We start from the raw sequence: 14434 nt of genomic DNA, 5'->3' as shown, positions 1-14434 counted from the left end.
CCGGGGGCTACTTCCGCAGCTCGAACGTCGTCGCGCCGACCTTCACCGGGACGCCGAAGGGCACCGGGACCGGGGCGTCAGGCGAGACCTTCCTCCCGTCCAGGAACGTGCCGTTCGTCGACTGCAGGTCATGCAGCATCCACTGCTCGCCCCACGGAACGAGCCGCGCATGGTGGCTCGAGGTGTAGTCGTCGCGGATGACGAGGCCCGACTCGCTCGAGCGGCCGATCGTCAGGGGGTCGCGTCCGAGCGGGAGCTCGAGGCCGGCCTTCGGGCCGGAGGTGATGACGATGCGCGTGCCCCCGCCGGCGGCGGGCGCGGGCTTCGCGGCCGCCGGTGCCCCGGACGGCGGCGTGCTCGGCGCGCTCGGCGGTGCGCTCGCAGTGGCGCTGCTCGGCAGCTTGCGCACCCGCACGCCGAAGATGTCGGCGCGCAGGGAGAAGACCACGACGAAGACGAAGAGCCACATCACGAGCAGGAACGCGTACTGCAGCAGCAGCTGGGTGAGCTCGTTCATCGGTCGCCTCCGCGGAAGTCGTACAGCTCGGTGGCGGCCTCGTGACGCGGAACGCGCTGCGGGGGAGCGGCCGACGGGACGAGCCGGAAGACGATGTCGGTCCGGCCGATCGTGATGACCTGGCCGTTCGCGAGGGCCGCCTGCTTCACGGGGCGCCCGTCGAGCTTCGAGCCGTTGGTCGAGCCGAGGTCGCGGACCATGGCGCGCTCGCCGTCCCACAGCACCTCGACGTGGCGGCGGCTCGTGCCGGGGTCGGGGATGGTGATGTCGGCATCGCTTCCGCGCCCGATGACGGTGCGCGCGCGCTCGAGCGGATGACGCCGTCCGGCGATCTCGACGACCGCGCGCCAGTCGACGCGCCCCTCGGCCATGACGGAGTCGACGCCGAGCGTGCCCGTCGCGACGTCGGGGTCGGTGCGCAGGGCGATCGAGACGGGCCCGGGGAAGCTGTACCCCTGCTTGGCCGCATGCGCGCGGACGATCTCGTCGAGCTCGGTGCGCAGCGCGGAGCCGAGGGCATCCATCCGCTCGGCGTCCGCGGGGCTCACGCGGACGGTGAAGCTGTTCGGTGCGAGGACGCGGTCGCGGGTGACGATGGCGGCCTTCTTGTCGAGCTCGCTGCGCAGGGCGGACGCGATCTCGACGGGCTGCAGCCCGCTGCGGAAGGTCTTCGCGAACGCGCTGTTCACGGCGCGCTCGAGCCCCTTCTCGAAGCTGTCAAGTAGTCCCACTGGGCTCCTCATGCAGGCCGACTGGTCAGGGTCATCGTAGCCACGTCGTCTGGAAAGCCGGGTCCGGGCGACCTGGAAGGCGCCTCCGGGAGGATGCGGATCATCCGCGGGATGTACGAGATGCGGGTGCGACGCGCCCGCGGTCGCGCTTTCGCGAGGGCCTCTCGTGCGTGATATCCTCGGGAAGTTGAGTTCGGAGCGATCCGGATTCTGCGCGCGAGTGGCGGAATTGGCAGACGCGCTGGCTTCAGGTGCCAGTGCCTTCACGGGCGTGTGGGTTCAAGTCCCACCTCGCGCACAGACAGGGCCCCGGTCTTCGGATCGGGGCCCTTCGCCGTACCCGGGTGGACATCAGCGCCAGGCGCTGATCACGACCGGCGTGCTGGGCGTTCCGAACAGATCGTGATCCGAACTCGAGCGTTACGCAACCGTTGGGTTCTGCATGTCTCACTTGCCGAGGTTCTAGGCGGCGGAAAACCGCGGCAAGGGAGACATGGTGGAGGGGCCTTCGCGGAGTGCTTTGTCTCGGTTGCCGCGTTCCGCGTCGACCGAGCGGATGGGCACTGCTCGACCGAGCGGATGGTGGTGCGGCTCAGCGCGCCTCGAGCTGCGCGATGAACTCGTCGGCCATCGCGAGCTGCTCGGCGAGCTTGCGCCGCCGGGCGGCCGCATCCTCGCGGAATCTCTCGAGCGCCGCGTCGCTCTCCGGGGTCGAGTCCCCGCCCTGCCGTGCGTCGATGACTGCGAGCAGCTCGGCCATCTCCTCGAGCGTGTAGCCGAGGGGCTTCATCCGGCGGATGAGCATGAGCCGGCTCAGGTCGTCGGCGTCGTACTGCCGGAAGCCGCCCTCGCTGCGACCGGAGGGCTTGACGAGGCCGACCTCGTCGTAGTGCCGGATGGTGCGCAGCGACAGGCCGGTCCGCTCGGCGAGCTCGCCGATGTGCATCATGCCCGACTCGGCCATCCGACTCCCCTCGCCGCGACTCTACCCTCACGTTAGGGTAGAGTTCCTGTGGCCCGGGCCTTCGGACCATCCGCCATTCTCTCCCGTCGACCTGTGTCGGCGATCCGCGCAAGGGCGCGCGCTCGAACCGTCCCGACCATCCCGAGCCCCCGCGCAAGGAGCCGCATGACCGCCGTCACGCCCGCAGCCGATCCCGCCTCCCGCTATCGGATCGAGCCGACCGTCCTCCAGGCGCTGCGGAGCCCCCGCCTCCTCACGCGCGAGGTGCTCGCCGGTCTCGTCGTCGCGATCGCGCTCATCCCCGAGGCGATCGCGTTCTCGATCATCGCGGGCGTCGACCCGCGTCTCGGCCTCTTCTCCTCCTTCGTCATGGCGGTGACCATCGCGTTCCTCGGCGGACGGCCGGCCATGATCAGCGCCGCGACGGGAGCCGTCGCGCTCGTCATCGCCTCGGTCGCGCGCGACTACGGGATGGACTACTTCATCGCGACGGTGATCCTCGCGGGCGTGTTCCAGGTCGTCTTCGCCCTGCTCGGCGTGGCGAAGCTCATGCGGTTCATCCCCCGCTCGGTCATGGTCGGCTTCGTCAACGCGCTCGCGATCCTCATCTTCGCGGCGCAGTTCCCGCAGCTGATCGGCGTCCCGTGGCTCGTGTACCCGCTCGTCGCGGCGGGGCTCCTCATCATGTACCTCATGACCCGCCTCACGAAGGCGGTGCCCGCGCCGCTCATCGCGATCGTCCTGCTCACCGCGGCGGCGGTCGTCTTCGGGCTGAGCGTGCCGACCGTCGGCGACCAGGGCGAGCTGCCCGAGAGCCTGCCCGAGCTGTTCATCCCGAACGTGCCGCTCACGGGCGAGACCTTCGCGATCATCGCGCCCTTCTCGGCCGCGATGGCGGTGGTCGGCATCCTCGAGTCGCTCATGACGGCGAAGCTCGTCGACGACATCACCGACACCCACTCGCGCAAGACCCGCGAGACGCTCGGCCAGGGCGCCGCGAACGTGCTCTCGGGGCTCTTCGGCGGGATGGGCGGCTGCGCCATGATCGGCCAGACGATGATCAACGTGAAGGCGTCGGGCGCCCGCACGCGCATCTCGACGTTCCTCGCGGGCGTCTTCCTGCTCATCCTCGTCCTCGTGTTCGGCGACGTCGTCGCGATCATCCCGATGGCCGCCCTGGTCGCGGTCATGATCGTCGTGTCGATCTCGACGTTCGACTGGCACAGCGTGCGCCCGTCGACGCTCAGGCGGATGCCGAAGAGCGAGACCGCGGTCATGGTCCTCACCGTCGTCGCGACCGTGTGGACGCACAACCTCGCGGTCGGCGTCGGCGTCGGGGTGGTTGCGGCGATGATCCTCTTCGCGCGGCGCGTCGCGCACTTCACGAGCGTCACGCGCGAGGTCGGGGCGGATGGCGATGGCCCGGTCGCGCGGTACGCGGTCGACGGCGAGCTGTTCTTCGCGTCGTCGAACGACCTCACCACCCAGTTCGCGTACACGCAGGACCCCGAGCGGGTCGTCATCGACATGTCGCGCTCGCACATCTGGGACGCCTCGACGGTCGCGGCGCTCGACGCCATCGTCACGAAGTACGCGCAGCACGGGAAGAGCGTCGTCATCGAGGGGATGAACGACGCGACGACCGACTTCCACGGTCGCCTCTCGGGAGGACTCGGCGCCGGGCACTGAGCGGGCGCGCCGGTCCCTGATTGCACAGAGTCCGCGCCGGGTCAACCCGCGCGCGGAAAGCGGCCCCGCCGTGTTCCATCGATGGTGGAGCAGAAAGGCAGGGACATGACGCGAACGCACACCGCCCCGAACCGCGACGACGACGCGCGCACCACGGCCCCCGAGCACCCGCGCGAGCCCGACTCGCCCACGGACATCCGCCGTCCGTCCTGGGCGTTCGTCCTGCGGAAGTCGATCCGCGAGTTCTCGACGGATCAGTGCCCCGACCTCGCCGCGAGCCTCACCTACTACAGCGTGCTCGCGCTGTTCCCGGGCCTCATGGCCGTGTTCTCGCTGCTCGGCCTCGTCGGCCAGGGCGACGAGGCGGCCGGCGCCGTCCTCTCGATCATCGGCTCGTTCGCCCCGCAGGACACGGTCGACACCGTGCGTGAGCCGATCGAGGAGATCGCGAACTCCCCGGCGGCGGGCTTCGCGTTCGTCACGGGTCTCGTGCTCGCCGTCTGGTCGGCATCCGGCTACGTCGGCGGGTTCAGCCGCGCGATGAACCGCATCTACGACGTCGAGGAGGGGCGCCCGTTCTGGAAGCTCAAGCCGCTCCAGCTGCTCGTCACGGTGATCGCGGTCGCCTCGCTCGCGGTCGCCGCGGTGCTGCTCGTCGTCTCGGGACCGGTGGCGAAGGCGATCGGCGACGTGATCGGTCTGGGCGACGCGGCCCTGCTGGCCTGGAGCATCGGCAAATGGCCCGTGCTCGCCTTCATCGTCGTGTTCCTCATCGCGCTGCTCTACTACACGGGGCCCAACGTCCAGCAGCCGCGGTTCCGCTGGATCAGCATGGGCGCCGTCCTCGCGATCGTCATCCTCGTGATCGCGTCGCTGGGCTTCGCGTTCTACGTGGCGAACTTCTCGAACTACGAGCGGACGTACGGATCGCTCGCGGGCGTGATCGTCTTCCTGCTGTGGCTGTGGATCGCCAACATGGCGCTGCTCGTCGGCGCCGAGTTCGACGCCGAGCTCGAGCGCGGTCGCCAGCTGCAGGCCGGCCTCCCGGCGGAGGAGCGCATCCAGCTTCCGCTGCGCGACGGCACGCGCATCGACAAGGAGGCCGAGCGCCACCGCAAGGACCTCGCGAAGGCGCGCGACATCCGGCTCGAGCACAGCGACGACGAGACGCGCTGAGGCGGGCGGCTGCCGCGGCGGATGGCTGCCGCGGCGGATGACTACGGCGCGCGGCCGTCGGCGGGCCCGCCTCCCTGCTCGAGGCTCACGCGCGACGTGCGCTCGCCGCGCTGGAGGATGTCGCGCAGCAGGGCGAGCACCTCGTCGGGCAGCTCGCGCTCGCCGACGGTGATGTCGATGCGCTGCGAGATCTCGATCCGCCACGTGTAGGCGTCGGGGACGGCGCGCTCGGGCTCGTCGCTTGCGGCGACGGTCTCGACGAGCGACTCGAGGCGCTCCCGCTCCGGCTCGGGGAGCTCCGACTCGGGGACCTCGGCCACGTGCACCCGCCCGAGAATCCCGCCCGACCGCTCGACGCGCACGGTCTCGTCCTCAGCGGCCGCGGGCGCCTCCGCGGATGCCGCGCTCGCCGTCACGCCGACCTGCTGCCAGGCGTCCGCGACCGCGCGGTGCTCGGCCGAGCCGCTGCCGAATCGCTCCTCCGCCGCGGCGATCGTGGCCGCCGCGAACGTCGCGAAGTCGGCGTCGGCTGCGACCAGGCGCCGCTCGAGCACATCCATCCAGACCCGGCCCGCGCCATCCCACGCGTGACCGCCGATCGCGGTCGCCGCGAGGTGGAAGGCGCGGTTCGGGATGCCCGAGTTGATGTGCACGCCGCCGTTGTCGCTCCTCGTCTCGACGTAGTCGTCCATGTGCCCGGGCTGGGGGTCGCGACCGAGGGCGTCGTCGTCGTACGCGGTGCCCGGTGCCTTCATCGAGCGCAGCGCGACGCCCTGCACCTGATCCGTGAAGACGCCCGCTCCGATGAGCCAGTCGGCCTGCTCGGCGGTCTGGCCGAGCTGGTGCTGCCTCACGAGGCTGCCGATGACGTCGGCCATCGACTCGTTGAGTGCCCCGGGCTGCCCCTGGTAGACGAGGTCGACCGTCGACTGGATGAGCCCGTGCCCGAGCTCGTGCCCCACGATGTCGATCGCCGAGGTGAACGAGCGGAAGACCTCGCCGTCCCCGTCGCCGAAGACCATCCGCTCGCCGTCCCAGAAGGCGTTGTCGTACCGGTCGCCGTAGTGCACGGTGGCCAGAAGCGGGCGGCCCACGCCATCGAGCGAGTCGCGCCCGAAGGCATCGAAGAGCATCGTCCAGGTCGCGCCGAGCGCGTCGTACGCCTCGTCGACCGCCGTGTCGCCCGTGGCGGGATCGCCCTCGCGGCGGACGGTGCTGCCGGGCAGCGCGGTCGTGTTCTGCGCGTCGGAGATCGTCCGCTGCGGCCCGGGCGCGGCCATCGCCGCGCGCGGCCACGTCGTGGGCGCCGCCAGAGACCGCTTCGTGCGCAGCGCGCCGTCGACGGTGAGCGTGCGCGCCGCGCACGTCGACACCGCCTCGTCTCCGTGGCGGGTGAGGCGCTCGAGCAGATAAGGAGGAACGATCCCGTGCATGGCGCCGACGCTACGGGCACCCTCCGACATCCGCGAAGGGGTTGCGGGATGTGCCGCTAGCGTGGGAGGCGCAGGAGGACCGGATGGCGGATCAGCGGCGAGTGCCGAGCATCTACGACGTCGCGCAGCGCGCGGGCGTCTCGCACCAGACCGTCTCGCGCGTGCTGAACGACTTCGAGGGCATCCGCCCGGCCACGCGCGAGAAGGTGCTCGACGCCATCCGCGAGCTCGGCTACCGGCGCAGCGTCGCCGCACGCACCCTCGCGACGAGCCGCACGGGATCGATCGGCGTGCTCACGCCGGCGACGGCCGGGTTCGGGCCGGTCAGCACCCTGCTCGCGGTCGAGCACGCGGTGCGCGACGCCGGGTACCGGCCGCTCGTGACGAGCGTCGTGCCCGAGCCCGACGCCGTGCGGGCGGGCGTCGAGTTCCTCCTCGATCACTCGGTCGAGGCGCTCGTGGCGATCACGCCCTACCGGGTGATGCTGGCCGAGCTCGAGGGCGTCGACCTGCCCGTCCTCACCCTGCAGGCGGGCGGCGAGGGCCCCGATGCCGTGGCCGTCGACCAGCTCGCCGGCGTCGGCGCGCTCGTCGACCACCTCCGCGGCCTGGGGCACACGGCCATCCAGCATATCGCCGGTCCGGCGGGATACATCGAGGCCGATCTGCGTCGCGCCGCCTTCGAGCGCACGGCGCGCGAGCGCGGACTCGCGCCGCTCCCGACCCTCGAGGGCGACTGGACGGCCGATGCGGGCTACGCGCTCGCCGCGTCGATCGCGCCGGAGACGACCGCGATCGTCGCGGGCAACGACCAGATGGCGCTCGGGATCATCCACGGCCTGTCCGACCGCGGGCTGCGTGTGCCCGACGACGTGAGCGTGACGGGGTTCGACGACATCCCCGAGGCCGCGCACTGCCTGCCGCCGCTCACCACGGCGCACCAGGACTTCGCCGAGATCGGGAGGCTCGCCGTCGCGCGCCTCGTCGCGCGTCTCGACGGGCGTCTTGACGGGGGAGAGGCGACCGCCCCTGCCGCGGTCGCGCCGCGCCTCATCGTGCGCGGGTCGACCGCCTCTCCGCGCCGGGGCTGACGGCCCGCGGAGCCGGCACCGGCCATCCGGCGATTGCGGATGGCCCTCGTGCGCGGTAATCTGAACCGCACACATCAATGTGAGCGCTCACATCCGCGGTCATGGACGCGTCGAGGAGGACAGATGTCGGATGCAATCGCGCAGGCGTCGCTCGGGATCGAACTGGGGTCGACCCGCATCAAGGCGTGCCTGGTCACACCGGACGGAACGACGCTCGCGACGGGCGGCTTCACGTGGGAGAACCAGCTCGTCGACGGGCTGTGGACGTACTCGCTCGACGACGTCCGCGCGGGCGTGCGCGCCGCGTACCGCGAGCTCGCGGAGAGCGTCGAGCGCGACCACGGCGCGAAGCCCTCGACCTTCGCCGCGATCGGCGTCTCCGCGATGATGCACGGCTACCTCGCGTTCGACGCGGAGGGGGAGCTGCTCGTGCCGTTCCGCACGTGGCGCAACACGAACACGGGGCCCGCGGCGGCCGAGCTCAGCGAGGCCTTCGCCTTCGCGATCCCGCTGCGCTGGTCGGTCGCGCACCTCCACCAGGCCGTCCTCGACCGCGAGGAGCACGTGCCCCGCGTGCACGCGCTCACGACCCTCGCGGGCTACGTGCACGAGCTGCTCACGGGGCGCCGCGTGCTCGGCGTGGGCGACGCGTCGGGGATGTTCCCGATCGATACCGCGACCGGCACGTACGACGCGACGATGCTGAGCACCTTCGACCGCCTCGCCGCCGAGCACGGCGCGGAGGGGCTGCGGATCGCCGACGCGCTGCCCGAGGTGCTGAGCGCGGGCGAGGACGCCGGCACCCTCACGGCCGACGGTGCCGCTCTCCTCGACGAGTCGGGGTCGCTGCAGCCGGGCATCCCGCTCTGCCCGCCCGAGGGCGACGCGGGCACGGGCATGGTCGCCACCGGCGCCGTCGCGCCGCGCACGGGCAACGTCAGCGCCGGCACGAGCATCTTCGCGATGGTCGTGCTCGAGGAGGGTCCGCGCACGCCGCACGAGGAGATCGACATCGTCACGACCCCCGCGGGCGACGCGGTCGCGATGGTCCACTGCAACAACGGCGCGAGCGAGCTCAACGCCTGGGCGGATGTCCTCGGCGAGTTCGCGACGGCGCTCGGCCATCCGTCGGCGCCCGATGCGGTCTTCGAGGCGTTCCTCGGCACGGCGCTCGAGGCCGAGGCCGACAGCGGGATGCTCGTCTACAACTTCCTCTCGGGCGAGCCCATCGCGGGTCTGACCGAGGGACGGCCGATGTTCGTGCGCACGCCCGACGCGCGACTGACCCTCGCGGGCTTCGCGCGCGCGCAGCTGCAGGGCGCGTTCGCCACCCTGAGCCTCGGCATGCGGACGCTCACCGACGAGGGCGTCGCGATCGAGGAGATGCGCGCGCACGGCGGCATGTTCCGCACGCGCGGCGTCGCGCAGCGCATCCTCGCGGCCGCCATCGGCGCCCCCGTCTCGGTCGCCGAGACCGCGAGCGAGGGCGGGGCCTGGGGGATCGCGATCCTCGGCCAGTACCGCCGCGCGGTCATCGACGGCTCGGCTTCGGGCCGCGACCTCTCGACCTGGCTCGACGAGGAGCTCTTCGCGAGCGCGTCGGCCGAGACCATCGTCCCGGAGGCGGCCGACGTCGCCGCCTTCGACACCTACCTGCAGCGCTGGCGCGCGGGGCTCGCGGCCGAGGCTGCCGCCGTCTCCGCCGTGTCCGCGTCGCCTGCCGACTCCTGAGAGCGAGGAACGACATGACCGACTTCAGCCCCGAGGTCCAGGCTTCGATCGACCGCGTCCGCGCCGACGTCGCGAAGCTCCACGGCGAGCTCACGCGCTACGGCCTCGTCGTGTGGACCGGCGGCAACGTCTCGGGCCGCGTGCCCGGCGCCGACCTGTTCGTCATCAAGCCGTCGGGTGTGAGCTACGACGAGCTCGCGCCCGAGAACATGATCCTGTGCGACCTCGACGGCGACGTCATCGAGGGCACCGCCGGCTCGGAGCGCAGCCCCTCGAGCGACACCGCCGCGCACGCATACGTGTATCGGAATATGCCCGAGGTCGGCGGCGTTGTGCACACGCACTCGACCTACGCCGTCGCGTGGGCCGCCCGCGCCGAGCCCATCCCCTGCGTGATCACGGGCATGGCCGACGAGTTCGGCGGAGAGATCCCGATCGGGCCGTTCGCGGTCATCGGCGACGACTCGATCGGCCGCGGGATCGTCGAGACGCTGCGGGGGCACCGCTCGCGCGCCGTCCTCATGCAGAACCACGGCCCCTTCACGATCGGCAAGGACGCGAAGGACGCCGTCAAGGCGGCGGTCATGGTCGAGGATGCCGCGCGCAGCATCCACATCGCCCGCCAGCTGGGCGAGCCGGTGCCGATCCCGCAGGAGAAGATCGACCACCTCTACAACCGCTATCAGAACGTGTACGGCCAGACGCCGCAGGGAGGCATGAACCGATGAGCCGCAGCATCATCCCGGATCTCGCACAGCACGAGGTCTGGTTCCTCACGGGGAGCCAGCACCTCTACGGCGAGGAGACGCTCCGCCAGGTGGCCGAGCAGTCGCAGCAGGTCGCGCAGGGCCTCGTGGATTCGCCGGATGTCCCGGTCCGAGTGGTCTGGAAGCCCGTCCTCACGGGATCGGACGAGATCCGCCGCATCGTGCTCGAGGCCAACTCTGACGACAACGTCATCGGCCTCATCGCGTGGATGCACACGTTCAGCCCGGCGAAGATGTGGATCTCGGGCCTGAACGCGCTCCAGAAGCCGCTCCTCCACCTGCACACGCAGGTGAACGTCGACCTGCCGTACGCCGACATCGACTTCGACTTCATGAACCTCAACCAGGCCGCGCACGGCGACCGCGAGTTCGGGTACATCGAGACGCGACTCGGCATTCCGCGGACGACCGTGGTCGGCCACGTGAGCGACCCCAAGGTCACCGCGCGCGTCGGCGTGTGGGCGCGTGCGGCTGCCGGCCGCGCGGCCGCGCAGGGGCTCAAGCTCGCGCGCTTCGGCGACAACATGCGCTTCGTCGCCGTCACCGAGGGCGATAAGACCGAGGCGGAGATCCGCCTCGGCGTGCAGGTCAACACGTGGGGCGTGAACGATCTCGTCGAGGCCGTCGACGCGGCGAGCGAGGCCGACGTCGACGCGCTCGTCGACGAGTACCTCGAGCTCTACGACGTGGCCGAGGAGCTCCGCCCGGGCGGGGAGCGCGCCGAGTCGCTGCGCTACGGCGCGAAGATCGAGCTCGGCCTGCGGTCGTTCCTCGAGGCGGGCGGCTTCAGCGCGTTCACGACGTCGTTCGAGGACCTTGGCGGTCTCCGTCAGCTCCCGGGTCTCGCCGTGCAGCGCCTCATGGCCGACGGCTACGGCTTCGGTGCCGAGGGCGACTGGAAGACCGCGGTCCTCGTGCGCCTCGCGGCCGTCATGGGCGCGGGCCTCCCCGGTGGCGCGAGCCTCATGGAGGACTACACGTATCACCTCGAGCCCGGCAACGAGCTCATCCTCGGTGCGCACATGCTCGAGGTCAGCCCGTCGCTCACGACGGCGAAGCCGCGCCTCGAGGTGCACCCGCTCGGCATCGGCGACCGCGAGGACCCCGTGCGCCTCGTCTTCACCGCCGACCCCGGCCCGGCTGTCGTCGTCGCGATGAGCGACCTGCGCGACCGCTTCCGCCTCGTCGCGAACGTCGTCGAGAACGTCGAGCTCCCCGCGCCCATGCCGAAGCTGCCGGTCGGCCACGCGCTGTGGAAGCCCGCGCCCGACTTCCACACCTCGGCGGCCGCGTGGCTCGCCGCCGGCGCCGCGCACCACACGGTGATGTCGACGCAGGTCGGCGTGGAGGTCTTCCGCGACTTCGCGAAGATGTCGGGCGTCGAGCTCGTCACGATCGACGACGACACGACGCTCGCCGGCTTCGAGCGCGAGCTGCGCTGGAACGCCGTCTACTACCGCGTGGCCCAGGGGCTCTGACCCGCACCGCACCGCGACCATCCGGACCCCGCGCCCTGCTGTGAGGGCGCGGGGTCCTGCGCGTGGACGCGGTGAGGCGCTGGTGCGGGGGGTGATGGCGGTGGGGAGTTGGCGGTGGGGTGCCCGTGTCTCGCGGGGTGTGGCTATCCGGGGGTGATTCCGGCGCCGTGTGAGACATGGGCGCATTGGTGGGGTGTGCGTGTCTCGCGGGGTGTCGTTATCCGGGCACGGTTCCGGCGCCGCGTGAGACACGGTGTCCTGGCCTCGAGAACAGCGGGCCTGAGCCCGAGAAACAAGCGCCGCCACACGCCCCCGGGGGGTGCAAGGTCACGATCTGATGAATCTCGATTTTGTCCCCCATTTGGGGGACAAATGCAGTATCGTGTTCGCAGACGTCCCTCTCGGTCGTCCAGCCCTCATCGCTATCCCCCCTAGTTGATGAGGGCTGATTCCTTTCCTGGCCATCTGCCGACCATCTTCGTCATTCGGCAGATGGCCCTATCCATTTCGGCTCGACTCCCGTAGCGTGGGCCTCGGTCGGCGCGAAATCTGCATCGGCACCCATCAAGAAGAACGGCAGTACATGAGCACGCAAGGCACCGTCAAGTGGTTCAACTCGGAGAAGGGCTTCGGCTTCATCGCTCCTGACGAGGGCGGCTCTGACGTCTTCGCGCACTACACCGCGATCAGCGCGAGCGGCTACCGCTCGCTCGAAGAGAACCAGCGCGTGGAGTTCGAAATCGCCCAGGGCCCCAAGGGCCTCCAGGCGGAGAACATCCGCCCGCTGTAACCCACAGCGTTCGAAGGGCCCGTGCGACCAGCTCGCACGGGCCCTTCCTTCTGCCCGGGCGGGCCGGCGGTCACGCGCTCGCGCGGTCGTGGTCGGCGAGCGCCTTCGCATCCTCGGCATGGCGGATGGCGCGACGCGCGTCGTCGAGGGCCTCCACCGGGTCGACGGTCTGCCGCGCCTGGGCGAGCTCCGCGCGGGCGGCGTCGAGCCGCACCCGCGCCTCGAGCGACGCGCCGTGGCCGACCGCCGTCTCCGCCCGGGCGAGCGCCGAGCGTGCGGTGGCCAGGGTGCCGGGGAGGGCGCTGCGAGCGCCGAGCAGCCGCTGCTGCGCCGTGCGGGCATCCGCGAGGGCCATGTCGAGACGGTCGCGCAGACGGGCGACGCCCTCGTTCGTCGCGACGGGCCGGCGCTCCGCCTCCGCGCGCAGCCGATCGAGCTCGTCGGCCGCCCGCTCGATCTCGCGCCCGAGGCGCTCGGCATCGGATGGCTCGAGCGCCGCGCGGATGCCCGTGGCCGAGCGGATGGCCGCGGCTGCGGCGTCGAGCTCGCCGCGCACCGCCTGCGCCGCCTGCAGCACGATGCGGTGGCGCTCTTCGAGCGCGCGCGACCGCTGCTCGGCCGTGCGGAGTCGGCGCTCAGCCGCCGCGAGGTCGTCCAGGGCCGATCGGGACGGGTCCTGCGCGGCTCGCTCCGCCTCGTCGAGGAGGCGACGAGCATCCTCGAGCGCCGCTCGGGCGTCGTCCGCCGCGCCCGCGGCGTCGTCCCACTCCGACCGATCCGCGCGTGCCGCGAGGTCGTCGAGGAGCGCCGTGGGGTCGCCCATCCGCTCGGTGACGCCCGCGAGGCGCTCGCGGGCGGACGCCACCTGCTCGGCCGCCGTCACGTGCGAGGCGATCCAGGCGCTGTGCTCGCCGCGTGCGGCCTCGACGGCCTGCAGCGCCCTGTCGAGGCGCGTCGTGAGGGCGCGCGCGGCTCGGCGGACGCGTGCGGGAAGCTCGGTCGACTCGCGCAGCGCGCGGTACTCGCCGAACGCATCGTCGCGCGTGTGCTGCGCGGTCATGCGCGACCGGCGCAGCGTGGGCGGCGGGTCGCCGCCGTACAGGGCTCCCGAGAGCTGCAGCTCGAGCTCGAGCTCGTCCACCGCGTCGTCGAGCGCGACGAGCTTCGTGCCGACGCCGTCCAGGGCGGTCGCCGCCCGTGCACGCGCCCGGCGACCCCGACGGGCGCGCTTGACGATCCACACCGTCAGCACGACGACGAGTGCGGCCCCCGCGAAGACCGCGAGTGCGGGCAGGACCCACGCCAGGACGGTCTCGAGCTCGATGTCGAAGTCGTCGAACACGGCGGCGGGCTAGGCGGCGTCGGACTGCTCGGACTGCTCGGACAGCAGAAGCGGCCGCAGCTGGTCGATGTCGTCGACGACCGCGATCGCGCCCTCCTCCTCGCCCGGGGTGCCGAAGCCCCATCGGACGAAGATGACGGGAACGTCGTGCTCCGTGGCGCCGTCGACGTCGTGGTGGCGGTCGCCGATGAGCACGGGGTGCGACGTGTCGACCCCCGCCTCCTTCAGCCGCTCGAGCGCCTTCGCGAGCACGGTGGCCTTCGTGTCGAGTGAGTCGGCGTCGGAGGACGCGCCCGTGATCGAGGTGAAGCAGCCGGCGAGCCCGTAGTGCTCGAGGATCGCGATCACCTGGTTCTCGGGCTTCGTGCTCGCGGTCGCCTGCGGAACGCCCGCCGCGTTCACGGCGTGGATGAGGTCGGCGACGCCGGGATACAGCGCGACCGACTCGGCGTAGCCCTCGCGCGCGGCGAGCTCGCGGTAGCGTGCGACGGCGTCGACGGCCTCCTCGGGGCTCAGCATGCCGCGCACCTGGAACGACTCGAGCATGGGCGGGCCGATCCAGGCCGACAGCTCGTCGGGGCCGGGCGGGGTCCGGCCGAGGTCGGTGAGGACCTGCGTGATGCGGGGGAGGATCCCGGCGGATGCGTCGGCGACGGTCCCGTCGACGTCCCAGAGGATGCAGGACCAGGGGGAGATCTCGGACGCCATGCTCCCCACCCTATCCG

Annotated in this window: 13 protein-coding genes and 1 tRNA gene; 8 read left to right on the top strand and 6 right to left on the bottom strand. The window is 71.7% G+C overall.

Features of this window, described 5'->3' with window-relative positions; translation table 11 throughout:
- Positions 1–7: 7 nt before the first annotated feature.
- The gene (locus PKE79_RS04540) at positions 8–517 is read right to left on the bottom strand and encodes an FHA domain-containing protein FhaB/FipA (protein ID WP_271172480.1); all 510 of its coding nucleotides are present in this window, start codon (positions 515–517) and stop codon (positions 8–10) included.
- Positions 514–1248 (bottom strand): FHA domain-containing protein, encoded by a 735-nt coding sequence (locus PKE79_RS04535; protein WP_271172479.1) that lies wholly within the window; start codon positions 1246–1248, stop codon positions 514–516. The genes PKE79_RS04540 and PKE79_RS04535 overlap by 4 nt, the downstream gene beginning before the upstream one ends.
- A 214-nt stretch (positions 1249–1462) precedes the next feature.
- Here PKE79_RS04535 and PKE79_RS04530 point away from each other — a divergent pair.
- A tRNA-Leu gene (locus PKE79_RS04530) sits at positions 1463–1546 on the top strand.
- A 294-nt stretch (positions 1547–1840) separates the two neighbouring features.
- Here the strand turns inward: PKE79_RS04530 and PKE79_RS04525 are convergent.
- Entirely contained in the window at positions 1841–2212 is a 372-nt protein-coding gene (locus PKE79_RS04525) for a MerR family transcriptional regulator (protein ID WP_271172478.1), read from the bottom strand.
- Positions 2213–2377: 165 nt separating this feature from the next.
- Here PKE79_RS04525 and PKE79_RS04520 point away from each other — a divergent pair, with 165 nt between their 5' ends.
- Positions 2378–3901, top strand: coding sequence for a SulP family inorganic anion transporter (locus tag PKE79_RS04520; RefSeq protein ID WP_271172477.1), 1524 nt, complete (start codon positions 2378–2380; stop codon positions 3899–3901).
- A gap of 105 nt (positions 3902–4006) precedes the next feature.
- Positions 4007–5077 carry a YihY/virulence factor BrkB family protein gene (locus PKE79_RS04515; protein WP_271172476.1) on the top strand — a complete coding sequence of 357 codons (1071 nt, stop codon included), beginning with the start codon at positions 4007–4009 and terminating at the stop codon, positions 5075–5077.
- 41 nt (positions 5078–5118) lie between these two features.
- On the opposite strand, the gene PKE79_RS04510 is transcribed toward PKE79_RS04515, so the two are convergent.
- Complete coding sequence (locus PKE79_RS04510) at positions 5119–6510, bottom strand: protealysin inhibitor emfourin (RefSeq protein ID WP_271172475.1); 1392 nt, start codon at positions 6508–6510, stop codon at positions 5119–5121.
- 83 nt (positions 6511–6593) lie between these two features.
- Here PKE79_RS04510 and PKE79_RS04505 point away from each other — a divergent pair, with 83 nt between their 5' ends.
- The 5 genes from PKE79_RS04505 (at position 6594) to PKE79_RS04485 (ending at position 12367) form a co-directional block, all read left to right on the top strand.
- Positions 6594–7601, top strand: a complete 1008-nt coding sequence (locus tag PKE79_RS04505; RefSeq protein ID WP_271172474.1) for a LacI family DNA-binding transcriptional regulator — start codon at positions 6594–6596, stop codon at positions 7599–7601.
- A 123-nt stretch (positions 7602–7724) separates the two neighbouring features.
- Positions 7725–9332 carry a xylulokinase gene (locus PKE79_RS04500; RefSeq protein ID WP_271172473.1) on the top strand — a complete coding sequence of 536 codons (1608 nt, stop codon included), beginning with the start codon at positions 7725–7727 and terminating at the stop codon, positions 9330–9332.
- A 14-nt stretch (positions 9333–9346) separates the two neighbouring features.
- The gene (locus PKE79_RS04495; protein WP_271172472.1) at positions 9347–10060 is read left to right on the top strand and encodes an L-ribulose-5-phosphate 4-epimerase; all 714 of its coding nucleotides are present in this window, start codon (positions 9347–9349) and stop codon (positions 10058–10060) included.
- Positions 10057–11577 (top strand): L-arabinose isomerase, encoded by a 1521-nt coding sequence (araA, locus tag PKE79_RS04490; RefSeq protein ID WP_271172471.1) that lies wholly within the window; start codon positions 10057–10059, stop codon positions 11575–11577. The genes PKE79_RS04495 and araA overlap by 4 nt, the downstream gene beginning before the upstream one ends.
- Before the next feature lie 583 nt (positions 11578–12160).
- On the top strand, positions 12161–12367 hold the full coding sequence (locus tag PKE79_RS04485; RefSeq protein WP_271172470.1) for a cold-shock protein: 207 nt from the start codon (positions 12161–12163) through the stop codon (positions 12365–12367).
- 70 nt (positions 12368–12437) lie between these two features.
- On the opposite strand, the gene PKE79_RS04480 is transcribed toward PKE79_RS04485, so the two are convergent.
- Together PKE79_RS04480 and PKE79_RS04475 are read right to left on the bottom strand one after the other, a co-directional pair.
- Complete coding sequence (locus PKE79_RS04480; protein ID WP_271172469.1) at positions 12438–13709, bottom strand: coiled-coil domain-containing protein; 1272 nt, start codon at positions 13707–13709, stop codon at positions 12438–12440.
- A 9-nt stretch (positions 13710–13718) separates the two neighbouring features.
- The gene (locus tag PKE79_RS04475) at positions 13719–14417 is read right to left on the bottom strand and encodes an HAD hydrolase-like protein (RefSeq protein ID WP_271172468.1); all 699 of its coding nucleotides are present in this window, start codon (positions 14415–14417) and stop codon (positions 13719–13721) included.
- Between the last annotated feature and the right edge of the window lie 17 nt (positions 14418–14434).

This window comes from Microbacterium barkeri (genome assembly GCF_027921765.1).
Lineage (GTDB): Bacteria > Actinomycetota > Actinomycetes > Actinomycetales > Microbacteriaceae > Microbacterium > Microbacterium barkeri.
The sequence above is the reverse complement of the archived record's forward strand: the minus strand, read 5'-3'. Positions and strand labels throughout refer to the sequence as shown.